The sequence below is a fragment of the Stenotrophomonas sp. I18B00994 genome, assembly GCF_014145825.1.
GTDB classification, from domain to species: domain Bacteria; phylum Pseudomonadota; class Gammaproteobacteria; order Xanthomonadales; family Xanthomonadaceae; genus Stenotrophomonas; species Stenotrophomonas maltophilia.
Genome location: NZ_JACIUW010000006.1, coordinates 122,404 through 141,436 on the forward strand (window position 1 = coordinate 122,404; position 19,033 = coordinate 141,436).

A 19,033-nucleotide genomic window follows, 5' to 3' on the forward strand; every position below is an offset into this window, starting at 1 on the left:
CCCTGCCCCGCTCTGGTGGGTGCGGACCTTGGTCCGCACTGAGCGATGTGCCAACCAAGGTTGGCACCCACCAAACCCGGAACATTTGCCCCGCATGGCATCATCGCCCGATGCCTCTTTCCATTTTCCTGCTGGTCCTCGCGGCTGCGGCCCTGCATGCCAGCTGGAATGCGATCGTCAAACGCGGGCCGGACAAATTCCTCGGCACCGTGCTGGTCACCGGCAGCGCCGCGCTGCTGTCGGCGGCCGCCCTGCCCTTCCTGCCGTTCCCGGCCGCGCACAGCTGGCCCTGGCTGGCTGCATCCGTGCTGCTGCAGGTGACCTACTACGGACTGGTGGCACGCTGCTACCAGCAGGTCGACATGAGCCTGGCCTATCCGCTGATGCGTGGCAGCGCGCCGATCCTGGTTGCGCTGGCCGGCACCCTGCTGGGCGAGCAACTGCCCCCGGCGGCGTGGCTGGGCGTGGTGCTGGTGAGCACCGGCATCCTGTGCATGGCACTGGGCACACGTGGCGGCCAGCTGCGGCTGCCGCTGCTGACCGCGGCGATGATCGCCACCTACACCTTGGTCGATGCGCAGGGCGCGCGCCAGTCCGGCAGCGCGCTCAGTTACACGCTGTGGCTGTTCCTGCTGTCAGGCATCCCACTACCGCTGTGGGCGTTGTACACCCGCGGCGGCGCGGTGCTGGACTATGCGCGCCAGCACTGGCCGCTGGGACTGGCCGGTGGCGTCGGCACCACCGCCTCCTATGCGATGGCGTTGTGGGCCATGACCCAGGCGCCGGTGGCGATGGTCTCGGCGCTGCGTGAATCCTCGATCCTGTTCGCGTTGCTGATCTCGGTGTTCGTGCTGCGCGAGCGGATTCCGCGTGCGCGCTGGCTGGCGGCCGCGCTGATCGTCGGCGGTGTGTTGGCACTGCGGCTGGCGTGAGAAAAGCGTGCCAACCAAGGTTGGCACCTACCACGGCAGGTGACGTGTCGATGACAGCGGAGATCCACCGGTAGTGCCGGCCGCTGGCCGGCAACCCTTCTCCGTTACAGCGGCGGCATCGTCTGCAGGTCGCCGTCGACCAGTTCGATCGCCATCACCACCGCGTCTTCGCGGCCCTGTGCGGCCGGATAGTAGCGCGGACGACGGCCGATCTCGTTGAAGCCTTCGCTGTGGTACAGCGCCAGCGCCGGCGTGTTGGACGGACGCACTTCCAGGAACACACGCTGCGCACCGCGGTTGCCTGCCAGCTGCACCAGTGCGCGCAGCAGTTGGCGACCCAGCCCACGCGACTGCGCCAGCGGATCGATGCAGATGTTCAATACATGTGCCTCATCGGCGGCAATGCTGAGCACGCCGTAGCCGATCAGCTGGCCATCGCGCTCCATCGCCAGGCCGGGATAACCGGCACGCAGGCAATCAACGAAGATGCCGCGGGTCCATGGGAATGGATACCCACGCACTTCAATCGCCATCACCGCATTGAGGTCGCTCTCGCGCAATGCGCGCAGGCTGACCGGGCCGGGCTGGCTGACCGCACTCATGGTGCGCCCCGCTTGCGCAGGGCGCGCAGCTGCGGCCACAACGCGCGCTTGGCGGCCGGGTCCTGACGCAGCTGGTCCAGCGGCCAGCTGTCCATCAGCGCCTGCGTGGCAGGGTCGTTGGGATTACAGCCGGAGGCACGCAGCAATGCGATCTGCAGGCGATCCGGGAGCCGCACCACCGGCTGCCGCGCATTGCCACCCGGTAGCGGGCGGGCCGTTGCCGGTGCGGTATCCGGTGCGGTGACGGGGGTCTCGCGACGCGTAGGTGCCGGGCGTTCCTGGTGAGGAGCGGGTGCGGCTTCGGCAGGGTGTTCCCGCATGGAGGCCGAACCCGCCCGCACTTGTTCCGCCGAAGCCGCGGCAGCCGCATCGGCTTCGGCCACGCTCAACTGCAGCGCGGCATCCAGCTCCGCAGCCAACTGGCCGTCGTGATAGACGGTGTAGCCCATGGCCTGCAGCCAGGCCTGCTGGGCCGGTGACCACAGCACGGGCAGTTCCTGGCTCACGCGGCCTCGGGCTTCTTGCGCAGGCGCTGCACGGCCCACATCACCGGGCCGGACAAGGCGTACAGGATGCCGACCGCGAACAGCACGCGCGGCAGATCAATGACCGCGATGGCGATGGCGACCGGCACCAGGGCCAGCACCAGGAACGGCACGCGGTCGGAACGGGTGCCCTTGGCGCCGCCACCCTTGAAGCTCCAGAAACGGATACGGCTGACCATCAACAGCGCCGCGACGATCGTCACCGCCAACGCCACGTAGCGCAGCTGGTTGCCGTCCCAGCCCAGGTTGCCATCGGCGAAGGCCCAGACGAAGGACATCATCAGCCCGGCCGCGGCCGGGCTGGCCAGGCCGACGAACCAGCGTTTGTCGACCACCGCGACCTGGGTGTTGAAGCGGGCCAGGCGCAGCGCCGCGCAGGCGGCATACAGGAAGGCCACGGCCCAGCCGACGCGGCCGAGCAGCGGGTCATCGAACTTCAGCCACGACAGCGACCAGTGGTACATCACCAGCGCCGGGGCCATGCCGAAGCTGACCAGGTCGGCCAGCGAGTCGTACTGGACGCCGAACTCGCTACTGGTACCGGTCAGGCGCGCCACGCGCCCGTCCAGGCCATCCATCACCGCCGCCACGAACACGGCGATGCTGGCATTGACGAAATCCCCGTTGGCCGCGGCGATGATCGCGTAGAAGCCGGCGAACAGGCCGGCGGTGGTGAACAGGTTGGGCAGCAGGTAAATCGTGCGCGAACGCGGCGGCGGTGTGATCGGGTCCATGGAATCCAGTTTAATCGACTTGCCAGTGCTCGGCGCCAATGCTGCAATCGGCGTTCTACGCCCATTCCGCGGAGTTTGCCATGCGTGCCCTGTCCTGCCTTGGATGCCTGCTGCTGTTGGCCAGTGCCAACGCCGTGGCCGGCCCGGTCTATAAATGGAAGGACGCCCATGGCGTGACCCAGTATTCGGAGACCCCGCCGGCGGGCAAGAAGTTCGAGACCCGCGAACAGGCCCGCACCCCGCAGGCCGCGGCCAGCGCCGAAACCCCGGCCGCGCCGGTGCCGGAGCAGTGCAGCACCGCCCGTGCCAACCTGGCCCTGCTGGAAGGCTCCGGCCAGGTGATGCAGGACACCAATGGCGACGGCAAGGCCGATACCGCGTTGACCGCGGAACAGCGCAGCGCGCAGAAGGGATTGGCGGAGGCCGCCATCAAGGCTTACTGCCCGGCAGAGTGAGGGTTATCGGCAGGGCTTGCAGCCCTGCACCTGCTTCAAGCAACGGCAACGTCAAATGCCAAAGCGGCTCTGGTTTTCTACTGGTTTGGCGGGGCGGTGTGGGCTGGCAGGACACGCCGTAAACCCATCCCTGGGGGCTCGATGGCGCCATCCATGGCGCCAACGGTCCTGCCAACCCACACCGCCCCACCCCCGACAGGTTCCTGGTGACGGTGGTAGATCCACGCCATGCGTGGATGAAATCTGTCAGATCTCGAATTGAATCCGGGGTCAGATCCGTTTTCCTGCGGAAAACGGATCTGACCCCATCCGCATGTCCAACAGATCGCGGGGCCTGTCAATGGCGGGGTGGGTCCGGTTGCGGGAGTGTCCGCGGCATGGATGCCGCGGCCAAGCCCCCATGGATGGGTTTACGGCGTCTCCCGCAACCGGACCCACCCCGCCATCCCACGGGAAGCCCGCTGTTGCTTCGGCAGTTGCTTCTGAGGTTGCCGGCCAGCGGCCGGCACTACCGCGGGTGCAGGGCGCAGCCCTGCCGATACCCCTCTCCCCGGCCGGGCTGGCAGAATAGGCGTCTCTGCCGTTATCCGAAGCCGACGATGCGCCTCTCCCAGTTCCACCTGCACACCACCAAGGAAACCCCCAGCGACGCCGAGCTCACCAGCCACCGGCTGATGCTGCGCGCGGGCATGATCCGCAAGCTGGCATCGGGCCTGTACACCTGGTCGCCGCTGGGCCTGCGCGTGCTGCGCAAGGTTGAACGCATCGTGCGCGAGGAAATGGACCGCGCCGGTGCCGTGGAATTCCAGATCCCGACCATCCAGCCGAAGGAACTGTGGGAGCAGACCGGCCGCTGGCAGAAGTTCGGCCCGCAGCTGCTGAAGATCAAGGACCGCAAGGACCAGGTGTTCTGCTACAGCCCGACTGCCGAAGAAGCCGCCTGCGACTTCGCGCGCAGCGAGCTGTCCAGCTACAAGCAGCTGCCGGTGAATTTCTACCAGGTACAGACCAAGTTCCGCGACGAGATCCGCCCGCGCTTCGGCGTGATGCGTTCGCGCGAATTCCTGATGAAGGACGCCTATTCGTTCCACCTGCACGATGAGTGCCTGGTGCGCGAATACGAGAACATGAAGTCGGCCTACAGCCGCATCTTCACCCGCCTCGGCCTGGACTTCCGCATGGTGCAGGCCGACTCCGGTGCGATCGGTGGCGATGCCTCGCAGGAATTCCACGTCATCGCCGATTCCGGCGAGGACGCGCTGGTGTTCTCCACCGGTTCGGACTACGCCGCGAACATGGAAGCGGCGATCGCCGCCGATCCGGCACCGCGTGCGGCTGCCAGTGAAGCCATGCGCAAGGTCGACACCCCTACCCAGAAAACCTGCGAGGACGTCGCGGCGCTGCTCGGCATCGAGCTGCAGCGCACGGTGAAGTCGGTGGCGCTGATCGCCGGTGAAGGCGAAGCACAGCAGTTCGTGCTGGTGCTGGTGCGCGGCGACCATGAGGTCAACGAGATCAAGCTGGCCAAGGTCGCCGGCCTGGACGAACAGCGCTTCGCCAGCGAGGCGGAAATCGCCGAGTACCTGGGCAGCGTGCCGGGCTTCCTCGGCCCGGTCGCCCCGGCCAAGGCCATCCGCGTGGTCGCCGACCGCGAAGTGGCCGCGATGTCCGACTTCGTCGTCGGCGCCAACGAGGCCGGTTTCCACCTGGCCGGGGTCAACTGGGGCCGCGACCTTCCGGAACCGGAAGTGGCCGACATCCGCAACGTGCGTGCCGGTGACCGCGCGCTGGACGGTGGCGAACTGAAGATCGCCCGTGGCATCGAAGTCGGCCACGTGTTCCAGCTCGGCCGCAAATATGCCGAAGCGCTGGATGCCACCGTGCTGGACGAGAACGGCAAGGCGGCGGTGATGGCGATGGGCTGCTACGGCATCGGTATCTCGCGCGTGGTGGCTGCCGCGATCGAACAGAACCATGACGATGCCGGCATCATCTGGCCGGACGCGATGGCGCCGTGGCAGGTGGTGGTGTGCGTGATCAACCCGAAGGGCGACGCCGCCGTGGCCGATGCTGCTGCCAGCCTGCTGCAGGAACTCCGCGACGCCGGCCTGGACGCGGCACTCGACGACCGCGGCCTGCGCCCGGGCGCGATGTTCGCCGACATGGAACTGATCGGCATTCCGCACCGCGTGGTGGTGAGCGAGCGCGGCCTGGCCGCCGGTACCTACGAGTACCGCTCGCGCCGCGCCAGCGAAGCGGAAAGCCTGGACAAGGCCACCCTGCTGCAGCGACTGCAGGGCTGATCAGGAGAAGACCGGGGCATGCCCCGGTCTTTTTTTTGCCTGTCGCCCAGTTGAGCAATATTGCAGCGGACATAATCCGGTCAAAATCGACGCAATGCAGCCGGGATGCTGCCAGGCCATGACCCGCCTGCATTTGTGCTGTGATTAATTCATCTCTATTCTGTCCCGCGACGCCATGGACTGGCTCGTCCCGTCCACATTTTAGTTTCCGGAGTAACCGTAAATGAGCATTGACCTGACCGGCCTGTCGGCACGCGAGCTGGGCGCCCTGATCCGTACCGCCAAGAAGCAGCAGACCATCGTCGCCAAGCGCCGGCCAATCACCAAGGTCCGGGCCCAGCTGACCAAGCTGGCCAAGACCGAGGGTTACACCATCGAAGAACTGTTCGGCGGCGCCCCGGCACCGCGCGCGCGCAAAGCCGCCCCGGCAGCCAAGGCACCGTCCAAGACCGCCGGCCGCAAGCTGGGCAAGGTTGCCCCGAAGTACCGCAACCCGGCCAACCCCAAGGAAACCTGGACCGGTCGTGGCAAGCAGCCGCGCTGGATGGCCGAGCTGACCGCCAAGGGCAACAAGAAGCCGGAAGATTTCCTGATCAAGAAGGCCTGAGGCCGGATCGGGATGCAATGAAAAACGCCGGCGGAAGCCGGCGTTTTTCATTCTTCGGTGTGCGGGCCAACGGTCCACACCTACAGCGTTTTGCGCGCCGGCATCAGCAGGTTGCCGAACAGCAGGCCGGCCACCAGCGCCATCACCACGTTGAGCACGGTGAGGAACACGCTTTGGCCCGCGCCAACGTCCTGCTGCTGGACCAGGGTCAGCACGCCGCGCAGGCTGGTGCTGCCGGGCACCATCATGATGATGCCGGGCAGGCGGATGATCGCTCCTGGGCGGCCAACGAGGCGGCCGAACAGATTGCCACCGGCGGTCAGCAGCATCGCTGACAGGAAGATGCCGGCCGGCGCGCCCCAGGCGTGCCCGCCGAACTTGGAGATCGCGTAACCCGCCACCGAGGCCGCGATCACCCACGGGTAATCGCGCCGGTTGGCCTTGAACAGCATCGCGAAGGCGAATGCCGCGGTCAGCAGCGAACCCCACTCCACCCACGGCCCCTGCGGCCGCGTGGCGCGGATCACCGGGTCCAGGCCGAGTACATCAGCCAGGGTCACCGCGATCATCGCTCCCACGCTGAGCTTCATGATGGTGGTCAACGCGCCGGCGAAGCGCGCGGTTCCGGAGACCCAATGCTGGCTGGCGAGTTCATTGACCGCATTGGTCAGCGACATGCCCGGCAGCAGCACCACCAGCGAGGCGATGATCACCGTGTTGAGGTTGAGTGCGCCAACAAAGGACGCGACCAGGGTTGCGACCATGCCGGCCAGCAGCGCCGCCAGCGCCTCGGCCGCTTCACGGGTGGCCGGGCGACGGTCGGTGACCATGCCGAGCAGGCCGATCATCAGGCCGATGACACCGGCGGTGGCGATGTCCAGCCACGGCAGCTTCCACATGCCGGCCACGCCGGCCGCGCCCAGGGTGAATGAAAGAATGGTGCGCAGCTTGCCGCGCCGGCCCGGATCCTTGTCCAACTGGCGCAGCGCGGTGTGGCCCTGGGCAATGCTCATCCGCCCGTTGGCCACTTCCTCGGCGATATGGTCGGCGACGCTGAGCTTGTGCAGGTCGTTCTCGCCGGGCGCCAGGCGGATCACGCGGGTGATGTCGCTGGAGCCGATCGCCTGTGCCGGATCGCTGAAACTGAGGATGATACCGGTGGGATTCGACCACGGTTCACAATCCAGATCGAGCTGGCGGGCCAGTGCCACCACCGCCGTTTCCAGGCGCTGGGCCGTGGTGCCGTAGCTGTGCAGGCGTCCGGCGATCTCGGAAACAAAGGCCACGCGCTGCGCGTAGGTGGCCTGGGGCGTGGGGATCGTGTGAGCGTCTGCGGACATGCGCCGTAGTATTACCTACTGCCGGGCCGCACTGGATAAATTCATCCGGGTTCGACGCGATGCCCCAGACAGAACGGTTATGCTGCGACCCGAATGGCCCAAGTGACCCCGAACCACGCCCCCCAGCTCGAACAGGATGCCCATGACCCGGGCCTGATCCGCCTGTCCGGCACCTGGACCTTGAAGACCGCGCTGGCCGCGGCCGAAGTCCTGCGCGGCGTTCCCGACACGCTGACCGGCATCGACGCCACCGGCATCGAGAAGATGGATTCGGCCGGCGTGCTGCAGGTACTGCGCGTAGCGCATCGCGCCGACCTTGGCGAGGACGCGTTGCAGTTCCGGCCGGACCACCAGGCGCTGGTCTGCACCATCGAGGAAGTGGCCGACGACCGGCCCCGGCCCAAGCGCGATTTCGGCGTGCTGGCGGCGCTGGAACGGCTCGGTGTCAGCGTCCATGCCACTGGCCACAACATCAAGGCGCTGTGCAGTTTCCTCGGCGAGAACCTGGTCAAAGCGGCGCGCCTGGTCAAGGAGCCCCGTCGCTTCCGCCTGACCGCCACCGTCCACCAGATGGAGCAGGTCGGGCTGGACGCAGTACCGCTGGTGGCGCTGCTGTCCTACCTGGTTGGCGCGGTGATCGCCTTCCTCGGCTCGACCATCCTGCGCGACTTCGGCGCCGAGATCTACGTGGTCGAGCTGGTCAACATTGCCTTCCTGCGCGAGTTCGCCGTGCTGCTGACCGCGATCGTGCTGGCCGGCCGCACCGCCAGTGCGTTCACCGCGCAGATCGGCGCGATGAAGGCGCGCGAGGAAATCGACGCGATGCGCACGCTGGGTCTGGATCCGATCGACCTGCTGGTGCTGCCACGCCTGCTGGCGCTGCTGGTCACCCTGCCCCTGCTGACCTTCATCGCGATGATCGCGGGCCTGGCCGGCGGCATCACTGTCGGCGCGTTCGACCTCGACATCCCGCCGCAGATGTACATCGCGCGCATGCACGAGACGATGGAAGTGCGGCACATGCTGGTCGGCCTGTCGAAGGCGCCGGTGTTCGCGCTGGTGATCGGCCTGATCGGCTGCCTGGAAGGGCTGAAGGTGGAAGGCACGGCGCAGTCGGTCGGTGAACGCACCACCTCCAGCGTGGTGCAGACGATCTCGCTGGTGATCATCATCGACGCCTTCGCGGCGTTGTGGTTCATGCACATGGACTGGTGACATGAGCACGCATCCGACCCCCGAAGACATTTCCATGCAGGACGACGACGGCCATGACCTGGCCATCCGCGTTCGCGGGCTGGTCAACCGCTTCGGCAGCCAGACCGTGCATGAAGACCTGGACCTGGACGTGCGCCGTGGCGAGATCCTGGGCGTGGTGGGTGGCTCGGGCACCGGCAAGTCGGTGCTGATGCGCTCGATCCTGGGCCTGCGCACACCCGACGCCGGCCAGATCGAGGTGCTGGGCCGCGATGCGCGTGCCGACGACGCCGAGAGCCGCCTGCACATCGAACGCAATACCGGCGTGCTGTTCCAGGACGGCGCCCTGTTCTCTTCACTGACCGTGGGCGAGAACGTGCAGGTGCCCTTGAAGGAACACCACCGCGAATTGCCCGAGCGCTGGCACTACGAGCTGGCGCTGCTGAAGGTGAAGCTGGCCGGCCTTCCCGCCGATGCGATCAACAAACTGCCCTCGCAGCTGTCCGGCGGCATGCGCAAGCGTGCCGGCCTGGCCCGCGCGCTGGCGCTGGACCCGCCGCTGCTGTTCCTGGACGAACCGACCGCTGGCCTCGACCCGATCGGCGCGGCCGCGTTCGACCGCCTGATCAAGACCCTGCAGGAAGCGCTGGGCCTGACCGTGTTCCTGATCACCCACGACCTGGACACGCTGTACGCCATCTGCGACCGGGTCGCGGTGATCGCCGACCGCAAAGTGGTGGCCAACGCGCCGCTGCCGGACATCGAGAAACTGGATCATCCGTGGATCCAGGAATACTTCCACGGACCGCGTGCGCGTGCCGCGCGCGGCGAACAGATCGAGAGTGCCTGAGCCATGGAAACCAAAGCCAACTACGTGCTGATCGGCGCGTTCACCCTGATCACCGGCCTGGCCCTGCTGGCCTTCGGCCTGTGGGCGGCCAAGTACTCCTCCGACCGCACCTGGCAGGAATACCGCGTGGTGTTCCGCGAGGCGGTGACCGGCCTGTCGGTGGGCAGCCCGGTGCAGTACAACGGCATCGCGGTCGGTTCGATCATCGAACTGAACCTGGTGCCGGACGACCCGCGCCAGGTGGTCGCACGCATCCGCCTGAACTCGACCACCCCGGTCAAGACCGATACCCGCGCCAAACTGGCGATCACCAGCCTGACCGGCCCATCGATCATCCAGCTCAGCGGCGGCACGCCGCAGTCGCCGGCGCTGACCACGGTCAACAAGGACCCGGCGCCGATCATCCCGACCACGCCGTCGGCGCTGCAGAACATCACCGACGTCGCCAACCGCATCGTCGAGCGCATGGACCAGATCCTCAGCGACCGCAACGTGGCCTCGATCAACGCGACGCTGGCCAACCTGGAGACGATCAGCGGCGGCCTGGCCGACCGTGACCAGGGCACGCAGGCGCTGCTGCTCAGCGCGCGCGACGCCGCCCGCAGCCTGGACACCACGTTGAAGACCACCAACGGCACCATCGAGCGTCTGGATAAAAATCTGGTGCAGCAGCTTCCGGGCATCATCGACAAGCTGGACGGCACGCTGGCCAAGCTCGACTCGGCCGCCGGCAACGCCGATTCGATCCTTGGCGAGAACCGCGCCGCGATCAACAGCTTCGCCAATGATGGCCTCGGCCAGCTGGGCCCGACGCTGACCGAACTGCGCGGCCTGATCCGCGACCTGCGCCGGGTCAGCGACCGCCTCGAGAACAATCCCGCGCGCTACCTGCTGGGCCGCGACGCACCGAAGGAGTTCGAACCCAAATGAGCCCGACCACCCTTCCGCGCCTGCTGCTGGCCGCTTCGATGGTTGCCGTGCTGGGCGGCTGCTCCATCCTTGGCAGCAGCGAGAAAACCGCAGTGACGCTGTACTCGCCCGCCGTCCAGGTGAAGGCCGATCCGGCGTGGCCGCAGGCCAGCTGGCAGCTGGTACTGGCCAAGCCGAGCGCCGCACGCATGGTCGACAGCCCGCGCATCAACGTGCGGCCGACGCCGTCGCAGCTGGAGATCTACAAGGGCGCCAGCTGGGCACAGCCGGCCACCGACATGATCGAGGACACCCTGCTGCGTGGCTTCGAGGACTCCGGCCGCATCCGCGGCGTGGCCCGCAGCACCGCCGGCATCCGCGCCGACTACAAGCTGTCCACCGACGTACGCCGCTTCGAATCGGACTACCAGGGCCAGGCCACGCCGACGGTGGTGATCGAGGTCAACGCCAAGCTGATCCACGTCGCCGACCAGCGCGTGGTGGCCGACCGCACCTTCCGCCAGGCACAGCCGGTCGGCAGCACCGATGTGCCGGCCGTGACCGCCGCGTTCGAGCGCGGCCTGCAGCAGCTGGCGCAGGACATGGTGGGGTGGACGCTGGTCAGCGGGCAGAACGACACCGTGGCGGCCAAGCGCTGATGCATCCCAGCTTTGCTCGCCGGGCATGGCCCGGCGCTACCGCCGCGCGAAACGGGTAGCGCCGGGCCATGCCCGGCGGCGCCGTATCAACGTGGCGCGATCCAGCGGAACGTCAGGTTGATCCGCTCGCCCTGCAGCCGCGCCATCTTCGGCAACGCGTGCTGGTAATGACGCTGGGTCTGCCCCGCCATCACCAGAAGGTCTCCATGGCCGAGCAGGTATTCCGCCTTGCGCGCTGGATCATCACGCCGGCGCAGCAGGAAACGCCGTGCCGCGCCCAGGCTCAGCGAGGCGATCACCGGCGCCGGGCCCAGTTCGGGTTCGTCGTCGCTGTGCCAGCCCATGTAATCGCCGCCGCTGCGATAGCGGTTCAGCAGTACGCTGTTGAAGCGGCCGAGGCCATCGTCCTGCAGGCGCTCGCGCATGCCCTGCAGAGACGGCGGCCACGGGTGCGGCACGAATTCCGCCCCCGAGTAGCGATAACGCGCCTGCGGATCACCTATCCAGCAGCTCAACCGCGGCGAATCCACCCAGTGGCCGAACATGCGGATGCGATGGACCTCCCACGGCACGCCGGCCTGCAGATCACGCTGCAAGGCATCGGCTTCGGCAGGAGACAGCCAGGCCTGGCGGTGCTGGACGTCGGCATCGGGGAGGTCGTGGGGAAACAGCATGGCGGCACAGTAGCACCTGGTGGATTTGCCGTTGCAGCGGCGATTGCCGGAAAATGAGGGCAGTCCCGTTGCTGGCCCCGAACAATGCGCACTCTTTTCCTTGCCGGGCTTCATCGATGAGCGGTGCAGCGTCCGGAGTCCGGCAGCTCACCTTCTCGGTCCTGCGCGCACTGTTCCGTGCCCTGCCGATGCCGGCGTCGTTGCGTGATCGGCTGCGCAACCGGGGCCTGGACCGCATTGGCAGCTGGAGTCCGCCTCCGCCACGTGGTCGCATCGGCGCCGCTGCCGACGGCATCCGTCCACTGCAGCGCGCCGATGAACGTGCGATCGGCTACGCCGCCGCGGAAGAGGCGTCCCTGCCGGCAGCTCTGCCGGCCACATTGGTGGCCTTCTACCTGCCGCAGTTCCATCCGTTCGAAGAGAACGATGCCTGGTGGGGCAAGGGCTTCACCGAATGGCGCAACGTCAGCCGTGCCCTGCCGCAGTTCGAGGGGCATGTGCAGCCGCGCCTGCCCGGTGATCTGGGCTTCTACGACCTTCGTGTTGGCGAGACGCTGCGCGCGCAGGCACGGTTGGCAACCGATCATGGCATCGGCGCGTTCTGCTTCTATTTCTACTGGTTCAGTGGCCACACGCTGATGGAGCAGCCCCTGCGCCAATGGCTGGCCGACAGCACGATTGAACTGCCGTTCTGCCTGTGCTGGGCCAACGAGAACTGGACCCGGCGCTGGGATGGGCGCAACCAGGACGTACTGATCGGCCAACAGCACAGTGCCGAGGATGACCTGGCGTTCATCGCCCACGTTGCCGATTACCTGCGCGACCGGCGTGCGTTGAAGGTCGAGGGACGACCGGTGCTTTTGCTGTACCGGCCGCAGTTGCTGCCCGATCCCAAGGCTACGGCGGCGCGCTGGCGTGGCTGGTGCCGTGACAACGGCATCGGCGAGATCCATCTGGCCTACGTGCAGAGTTTCGAACGCCCGGATCCCCGCGATATCGGCTTCGATGCCGCAGTGGAATTCCCACCGAACATTGCCGCTCCGCGCCAGCTGAACACCACGCAGTTCCTGCTCAATCCAGATTACGAAGGCGACGTGCGCGACTGGCGTGAGCTGGCGGCGCAGATGCGCCGTGCACCGCTGGCGGACTATCCGTTGTATCCAGGCGTCAACCCGGGCTGGGACAACGAGGCGCGGCGGCCAGGGCGCGGACGCGTGCTGCTGCATGCTTCGCCGCGTGGCTACAGCGACTGGTTGCACGACACGGTGCACGAGCGGCTGCGCGATGTACCGCAGGCCCAGCGCTTGGTGTTCATCAACGCCTGGAACGAATGGGCGGAAAGCGCTGTTCTTGAACCGGATGCCCGTCTCGGCCATGCCTGGCTGCAGGCCACCCGGCGCGCGCTGGTCCCCGCGCAGGCCGCTCCGTCGCGTCCCTGCATCGTCATCCACGCGTGGTTCCTGGATGCGCTGCCGGAGCTGTTGCAGGCGGTGAAGGACAGCGGGCTACAGGCACGCCTGGTCATCACCACCACAGGGGAGCGTCAGGCACAGGTGCAGTCGATCGTCGATGCGCAGGGCCTGACCGCTGAAATCTGGGTCTACGACAACCACGGCCGTGACGTCCTGCCGTTCCTGCACGCAGCCGACCGGTTGCTGCAGCAGAATGAATCACTGGTGCTGAAGCTGCATACCAAACGCTCCAGCCATCGCGACAACGGCGACCAGTGGCGGCGCGAGATGGTCGACGCGCTGCTGGGCACTGCCCGGGCTGCCGCGAACCTCGCCCATCTGCAGGCCGATCCCCGCATCGGCCTGATGGCTCCGGCAGGCCACCTGCTGAAGGTGGCAGACTACATCGGCGGCAATGCACTGCGCATGGAGCGGCTCTGGGCATTGCTGGGCCTGGACAGCGCGCCTGGTGACGGGCAGTTCGCGTCCGGCAGCATGTTCTGGGTGCGCCTGCCGGCGCTGCGCCCGTTGCTCGATGCCCATCTGCTTCCGAGCATGTTCGACACCGAAGCCGGGCAGATCGATGGCACGCTTGCGCATGCCATCGAACGTGCGACCGGAGCCGTGGTGTCCGCTGCCGGGTTCACTGTGGCCGACACCTCCGAGGTGGAAGGCGCTCCCCCGCGTGCTTCCTCCTCGGAATATGCCTACGCCCGAGGACGCTGAGGCTGCGGCCTCAGCTGCGCGCAAACGCCACGCCGGTCTTCTCCTTCAGCTCCTCGTCGCCGACACCCGGCGCCGCTTCCACCAGCACCAGACCAGCATCGGTGACGTCGAACACCGCCAAGTCGGTGATGATGCGGTCGACCACGCCGACGCCGGTCAGCGGCAGCGTGCATTCGGCCAGGATCTTGTGCTCGCCGTTCTTGGCGGTGTGCTCCATCAGCACCACCACGCGCTGCACGCCCGCCACCAGGTCCATCGCACCGCCCATGCCCTTGACCATCTTGCCGGGCACCATCCAGTTGGCCAGGTCGCCCTTGTCGGTGACCTGCATGGCGCCGAGGATGGCCAGGTTGACGTGGCCACCGCGGATCATCGCGAAGCTGTCGTGGCTGCCGAAATAGCTGGCACCGGCGCGTGCGGTCACGGTCTGCTTGCCGGCATTGATCAGGTCGGCGTCCACTTCGGCGTCGGTCGGGAACGGGCCGATGCCGAGCAGGCCGTTCTCCGACTGCAGCCACACGTCCACGCCTTCAGGGATGTGGTTGGCGACCAGGGTCGGCAAGCCGATGCCCAGGTTTACATAGGCTCCGTCGGTCAGTTCGCGGGCGGCGCGTGCCGCCATCTCGTCACGGGTCCACGCCATGTCAGTTGCCCTCCGCGCGGATGGTGCGCTGTTCGATGCGTTTTTCAGGATGTGCGTTGTGCACGATGCGGTGCACGTAGATGCCCGGCAGGTGCACCTGGTCCGGATCGATGGCGCCAACCGGCACGATCTCCTCGACCTCGGCGATGCAGACCTTGCCGGCCATCGCACAGGCCGGGTTGAAATTCCGAGCGGTCTTGCGGAACACCAGGTTGCCGGCCTCGTCGGCCTTCCACGCCTTGACCAGCGCCACGTCGGCGCGCAGCGCGGTTTCCATCACGTAGTGCTTGCCGTCGAACTCGCGGGTTTCCTTGCCCTCGGCCACCACGGTGCCGTAGCCGGTGGCAGTGAAGAACGCCGGGATGCCTGCACCGCCGGCACGCAGGCGTTCGGCCAGGGTGCCCTGCGGGTTGAATTCCAGCTCGAGCTCGCCGGCCAGGAACTGGCGCTCGAACTCCTTGTTCTCGCCCACGTAGGACGAAATCATCTTCCTGATCTGCCGCGTTTCCAGCAGCTGGCCGAGGCCGAAGCCATCGACTCCCGCATTGTTGGAGATCACGGTCAGGCCCTTGGCCCCGCTGTCACGCAGCGCGGCGATCAGCGCCTCGGGAATGCCGCACAGGCCGAAGCCTCCGACAGCCAGGGTCTGGCCATCGGCGACCACGCCCTCCAGCGCCTGCGCCGCCGTGGCAAAGCGCTTGCCGCGCTTGTCGGTGGAAGTCACGTGTTCCATTTCTACAGCCCCACACGGGAAGAATGAGCGCATTCTAGCGCTACGACCGCATACGGCTGGGATGCGCCGCAGCATGACGCCACGGCGCGTTGCGCCTCAGCGCGTGCCCGGGATCTTCGCGGTGGCGCGATGTTCCAGCGCCAGCAACACCGCAAACCCCAGCAGCAGTGTCACCGGCATGCGGACACGGTCGACACTGGTGCGCAGGTGCCAGTCCAGGTCATGCGGCGTTCCCAGGTAGACCAGGAACAGCACCACTGCGTACGCCAGCGCCGCCAGCACGGCGGCCGATGCCGCCGGAACCCGCAGCACCGGACGCCAGAGCACCGCCAGCACCAGCAGCGGCACCAGCACCCACACATCCAGCAGCAGGCGCCCGACGATCGGCTTGGCACCGCCCTCGCTGCCAAGCCGCGCCAACAGCTGCGCCTTCATGTCGCTTCCCGCCAGGTCATTGGCAACCCCTGCCTGCCCGACGGCCAGCTTCCATGCCAGCAGTGGCAGCAGGGCCACAACCGCGGCCAAGAGGATGCGCCAGCCCAGGCGGCGCTCACGCAGCACGCCTTCGCCCAGTACCACGGCCGTCAACAGAGCCGCAAGCACCGCACCCTCATTCTTCAACATCGACAGCACGGCCACCAGCAGGGTGAATGCGACCAGCTCTCGACCACCACCATGCTTCCCGGACATGCGGTGACGCACCGCTGTCGCCACGGCAGCGACGGCATAGACCGCCACCAGCGGATCCATGTAGCCGTTGATCAGCATGTCACGCCCCAGGCGCAGCAGCAGCAATGCGAACAGCATCCCGCACCAGCGCCATCTGAAACTCGGGGCAATCAGCAGCAGTGCCGGCAGCAGCAGCAGCGGTGCCACCGCCTTGGGCAGCAGTTCGTTCCAGTGCCCGGCCAAACCTGCTGCACTGGCCATCAACAACGGAACCAGTGCGGGATAGTCGTTGTGGCTCCACGGCGCGTAATCATCCAGCTGGGCGTACAACGGGCCCTCCAGGTAGATCCGCTTGGCATGGAAGAGCCAGATCGAACGCGGGTCCCAGCCATCGGTGGGGCTTCCCAGCGCGATCAACACCAGCACCAGAACGGCCAGGACCAGAGGCGCGGTACGCAGGTCACGCACGGCTGGCAGGGCGAGCAGCGCGCTGAGCACGACCGTGCCGAATGCCACCTGCACCGGCCAGCCCGCCAGGCCTACGGCGGCCAGGCCATAGCAGAGAAGAATGGAGACCAGCATGGCCAGCGCCGCACGGCGCCCTGATTCAGCGGCAGTCGGCAAGAACGACATCTCCTTTCCTCCCCTGGACATGGCACTGGTCAACGAGCGGATCACCGGCCCTAAGCAGGCGCTGCGGGGTATCGGTATTGTTGAACCGGACCGGATACAGCGCCTCCCACATGCGTTGCTGGATCAAGGGGTCGTCCTTCAGCCCCTGCCCGAGCGAAAGCAGCGAAGGCGCGATCGGCTGCGCGCGCACCAGATCACGTGCGTCCACCACCTCACGTGGTACGGATGCGTCGAATCCCGCGTCCTCAGCGAAGGCCTGGCGCAGAAGCGACGTCTGATAGTCCGATCGCTTGGCGACCGATACGAGTGAAGCGCCCAACAGCAGCACCAGGATCCCGGCAATCGCCAGGTCCCGGCGCGTAGCGCGCAAGGGAGGAGAGGTGGAGGTCATGTCATCCATGAAACGTTTCAAGGAACCAACGGAAAAACCAATGCGCCATCAGCACCGGGCTATCGGCAACGGTAGTCGGACGGCATCCGGCTGTCGCGGAAAGGATCAGTGAGTGCATCGGTGTACTGCCCCATCAGCAGGCGGTGGGTCGGCAGCAGGTTCTGCCGGTAGAAGCGGCCGAACGATGCGAGGCGCTCGCCGCGCGCGGTCAACCGCACACAACCATCATGGATCTGCAAGGTTCCGGACTGCAGCTGCTCGGTCAGGCGCACTTCCACCAGGTGATGCTCGCGGACGTACTCTTCAGTGAACACCTGGCGGAACGCGTCTTCGCGTATCCCACCACCACGCTGTTGCAGTTTCTCCAGGATGTAGAAGGACAGCGAGCGGTCGATGACGGTCGGGACCGAGATCGCGAACACACAGCCTCCCAGCAACCAGATGGCGGCCAGCTGGATCAGCTCGAGGCGGCTGAAATCCCTGAACCACTTCAACGCATACAGGCCCGCAAACACCACAACCGCTGCGATCACCGCGTCGAGGATGCTGGCATACAGCACCACGTTCACGCGGAACTGGCGCATATGGACGTAGTAGACCAGCAGCAGGACGGCAATGAATGCAAGGGTTGCCAGCGCGGCACGCAGATACTTGTTCATTTGAACACCAGGAACTTGTTGGCGACGAAGCTGACGGCCATCTGCATTCCGGTCGCCAGCACGAACCCTGCGCGGTAGTCCAGGCCCCATCGATCGGCCCAGACGTACATCACCAGCGCATGCAGCACAGCGATCGCGGCGTAGATCAGCAGGAACAGCGAACCCTGCCGTGCCAGGCTCCCCTGCCTGCCATGGAAAACGAAGTAGCGGCTGCCGAGGAACGACACGGTGATGCCGAAGACCGCTGCAATCGCATTGGCCACCGCGGCCAGCGGGATGTGCAGCACCTCGATGTTGAAGTGCAGCACTCCATAGTGCACTGCGGTGGCGACCAGGCCATTGATCACGTAGCGGACGGCCTGTCCGCCCAGCGCATCCTTAGCCACTGCGGCGGCCAGCATGCAGGACCTCGTCGACGAACTCGCGATAGCTGCCCACGCTCATGACGCCACCGCCGCGCATCATCCCCGACAACATCAGGATGATCAGCGTCAGTGCCGCGGTCTGCAGGAACACCAGCACCAGGATGCCGAATGCCAGCGAGAACCAGCCCTGCGATGCAAAGCCCAGCATCTTCAGCCCGGTGGCAACGATCCCGCCGATGATCGACAGTGCCGCCACCATGGTGCAGGCGATGCCCACGCGTACCAGCACATCCTCGGCAAACACCATCAGTGCACGGAATCCGTGCAGGGCCAGGCCGACGAAGTTCATCTTGCTGCGACCGGCATAGCGCGGACCACGATCCAGCGCACAGGTCTGCACGCGCAGCTTCGAGCCCAGTACGCAGGCTGCAACGTGGATCCACAGCTCCTGCATCGATGCCAACCGGCGCACCGCCGGCATCTTCGCCGCCATGAAGTTGCCGAAGCTGATCTGGCGCCCGCTGAGCAGCGAGAACAGCAGCTTGTAGACGATGTAGAACGACTTGAACTTCAGCGATTCGACCCGGCTGCGACGGCTGGCCACCACCACGTCGACATCGGCCGAATCCAGGCCCGCCACCAGCTCGGTGATGCTCTCCGGCGTATCCTCGCCATCGGAATCCATCACCACGACAATGGCATTGCCATCGAAGTGCTCGGCCACATAGCCCAGGCCGATGGCGATCGCACGCTGATGCCCGACATTGCGACGCAGGCGGATCACCACGCCCTCCAGCCCCGAAGCCTCAATGGCGCTGATCGGCAATGGCTGCCGCACCGAGCCGTCGTCCACGGCCACCACATAGGTGTCCGGACCCTGGGTGCGGGCGAGCTCGACGAACAGCTTCGAGGAGGCTTCCAGGTCCTCGTAGACCGGCATCACCACGATCTTGCGCATC

The 19,033-nt window shown here is 66.6% G+C and carries 21 protein-coding genes; 9 read left to right on the forward strand and 12 right to left on the reverse strand.

Going from position 1 to position 19,033, the window contains the following annotated elements; genetic code table 11:
• Positions 1-110: 110 nt before the first annotated feature.
• Entirely contained in the window at positions 111-932 is an 822-nt protein-coding gene (locus tag H4O10_RS08535; protein ID WP_049402246.1) for an EamA family transporter, read from the forward strand.
• 104 nt (positions 933-1,036) lie between these two features.
• Here the strand turns inward: H4O10_RS08535 and rimI are convergent, their stop codons facing one another.
• Genes rimI through pssA form a run of 3 tightly spaced genes read right to left on the reverse strand, consistent with a single transcriptional unit; the run spans position 1,037 to position 2,813 of the window.
• Complete coding sequence (gene rimI, locus H4O10_RS08540) at positions 1,037-1,534, reverse strand: ribosomal protein S18-alanine N-acetyltransferase (protein WP_032964690.1); 498 nt, start codon at positions 1,532-1,534, stop codon at positions 1,037-1,039.
• Positions 1,531-2,040, reverse strand: a complete 510-nt coding sequence (locus H4O10_RS08545) for a hypothetical protein (RefSeq protein ID WP_049454429.1) — start codon at positions 2,038-2,040, stop codon at positions 1,531-1,533. The genes rimI and H4O10_RS08545 overlap by 4 nt, the downstream gene beginning before the upstream one ends.
• Positions 2,037-2,813 carry a CDP-diacylglycerol--serine O-phosphatidyltransferase gene (pssA, locus tag H4O10_RS08550; protein ID WP_005408007.1) on the reverse strand — a complete coding sequence of 259 codons (777 nt, stop codon included), beginning with the start codon at positions 2,811-2,813 and terminating at the stop codon, positions 2,037-2,039. The genes H4O10_RS08545 and pssA overlap by 4 nt, the downstream gene beginning before the upstream one ends.
• 80 nt (positions 2,814-2,893) lie before the next feature.
• On the opposite strand from pssA, the gene H4O10_RS08555 reads away from it, so the two are divergent.
• The 3 genes from H4O10_RS08555 to H4O10_RS08565 all read left to right on the forward strand — a co-directional run bounded on the left by H4O10_RS08555 (position 2,894) and on the right by H4O10_RS08565 (position 6,178).
• Complete coding sequence (locus H4O10_RS08555) at positions 2,894-3,268, forward strand: DUF4124 domain-containing protein (protein WP_005408006.1); 375 nt, start codon at positions 2,894-2,896, stop codon at positions 3,266-3,268.
• Between the two features lie 599 nt (positions 3,269-3,867).
• Entirely contained in the window at positions 3,868-5,571 is a 1,704-nt protein-coding gene (locus tag H4O10_RS08560; protein ID WP_005408005.1) for a proline--tRNA ligase, read from the forward strand.
• A gap of 223 nt (positions 5,572-5,794) precedes the next feature.
• On the forward strand, positions 5,795-6,178 hold the full coding sequence (locus H4O10_RS08565) for an H-NS histone family protein (RefSeq protein WP_005408004.1): 384 nt from the start codon (positions 5,795-5,797) through the stop codon (positions 6,176-6,178).
• 80 nt (positions 6,179-6,258) lie between these two features.
• Here the strand turns inward: H4O10_RS08565 and H4O10_RS08570 are convergent, their stop codons facing one another.
• Positions 6,259-7,518: a threonine/serine exporter family protein gene (locus H4O10_RS08570; RefSeq protein WP_005408003.1), complete on the reverse strand. Its 1,260-nt coding sequence runs from the start codon at positions 7,516-7,518 to the stop codon at positions 6,259-6,261.
• Between the two features lie 93 nt (positions 7,519-7,611).
• On the opposite strand from H4O10_RS08570, the gene H4O10_RS08575 reads away from it, so the two are divergent.
• The 4 genes from H4O10_RS08575 to H4O10_RS08590 are packed head-to-tail and all read left to right on the forward strand — an operon-like array spanning position 7,612 to position 11,130.
• A complete protein-coding gene (locus H4O10_RS08575) occupies positions 7,612-8,733 on the forward strand; it encodes an ABC transporter permease (protein WP_005408002.1) in 1,122 nt (373 codons plus the stop codon).
• Position 8,734: 1 nt separating this feature from the next.
• The gene (locus H4O10_RS08580) at positions 8,735-9,562 is read left to right on the forward strand and encodes an ABC transporter ATP-binding protein (protein ID WP_033835490.1); all 828 of its coding nucleotides are present in this window, start codon (positions 8,735-8,737) and stop codon (positions 9,560-9,562) included.
• A 3-nt stretch (positions 9,563-9,565) separates the two neighbouring features.
• On the forward strand, positions 9,566-10,492 hold the full coding sequence (locus H4O10_RS08585; protein ID WP_033835489.1) for an MlaD family protein: 927 nt from the start codon (positions 9,566-9,568) through the stop codon (positions 10,490-10,492).
• Positions 10,489-11,130 carry an ABC-type transport auxiliary lipoprotein family protein gene (locus H4O10_RS08590; RefSeq protein ID WP_049397563.1) on the forward strand — a complete coding sequence of 214 codons (642 nt, stop codon included), beginning with the start codon at positions 10,489-10,491 and terminating at the stop codon, positions 11,128-11,130. Before H4O10_RS08585 ends, H4O10_RS08590 begins: the two co-directional genes overlap by 4 nt.
• 86 nt (positions 11,131-11,216) lie before the next feature.
• Here H4O10_RS08590 and H4O10_RS08595 read toward each other — a convergent pair whose 3' ends face one another.
• Positions 11,217-11,804 carry an alpha-ketoglutarate-dependent dioxygenase AlkB gene (locus H4O10_RS08595; RefSeq protein WP_049397562.1) on the reverse strand — a complete coding sequence of 196 codons (588 nt, stop codon included), beginning with the start codon at positions 11,802-11,804 and terminating at the stop codon, positions 11,217-11,219.
• Positions 11,805-11,920: 116 nt separating this feature from the next.
• Here H4O10_RS08595 and H4O10_RS08600 point away from each other — a divergent pair, with 116 nt between their 5' ends.
• A complete protein-coding gene (locus tag H4O10_RS08600; protein WP_033835486.1) occupies positions 11,921-13,981 on the forward strand; it encodes a glycoside hydrolase family 99-like domain-containing protein in 2,061 nt (686 codons plus the stop codon).
• 10 nt (positions 13,982-13,991) lie between these two features.
• Here H4O10_RS08600 and H4O10_RS08605 read toward each other — a convergent pair whose 3' ends face one another.
• The 7 genes from H4O10_RS08605 to H4O10_RS08635 all read right to left on the reverse strand — a co-directional run bounded on the left by H4O10_RS08605 (position 13,992) and on the right by H4O10_RS08635 (position 19,032).
• Positions 13,992-14,624, reverse strand: coding sequence for a CoA transferase subunit B (locus tag H4O10_RS08605; protein ID WP_049452837.1), 633 nt, complete (start codon positions 14,622-14,624; stop codon positions 13,992-13,994).
• Between the two features lies 1 nt (position 14,625).
• Entirely contained in the window at positions 14,626-15,357 is a 732-nt protein-coding gene (locus tag H4O10_RS08610; RefSeq protein WP_049452836.1) for a CoA transferase subunit A, read from the reverse strand.
• A 96-nt stretch (positions 15,358-15,453) separates the two neighbouring features.
• Positions 15,454-16,659 (reverse strand): hypothetical protein, encoded by a 1,206-nt coding sequence (locus H4O10_RS08615; protein WP_088470168.1) that lies wholly within the window; start codon positions 16,657-16,659, stop codon positions 15,454-15,456.
• Positions 16,634-17,059 carry a hypothetical protein gene (locus H4O10_RS08620; RefSeq protein ID WP_088470169.1) on the reverse strand — a complete coding sequence of 142 codons (426 nt, stop codon included), beginning with the start codon at positions 17,057-17,059 and terminating at the stop codon, positions 16,634-16,636. Before H4O10_RS08620 ends, H4O10_RS08615 begins: the two co-directional genes overlap by 26 nt.
• Before the next feature lie 50 nt (positions 17,060-17,109).
• Entirely contained in the window at positions 17,110-17,709 is a 600-nt protein-coding gene (locus H4O10_RS08625; RefSeq protein WP_111118645.1) for a hypothetical protein, read from the reverse strand.
• Positions 17,706-18,110, reverse strand: a complete 405-nt coding sequence (locus H4O10_RS08630) for a GtrA family protein (RefSeq protein WP_088470171.1) — start codon at positions 18,108-18,110, stop codon at positions 17,706-17,708. Before H4O10_RS08630 ends, H4O10_RS08625 begins: the two co-directional genes overlap by 4 nt.
• Positions 18,088-19,032: a glycosyltransferase gene (locus H4O10_RS08635; protein WP_088470172.1), complete on the reverse strand. Its 945-nt coding sequence runs from the start codon at positions 19,030-19,032 to the stop codon at positions 18,088-18,090. The genes H4O10_RS08630 and H4O10_RS08635 overlap by 23 nt, the downstream gene beginning before the upstream one ends.
• Position 19,033 lies beyond the last annotated feature (1 nt).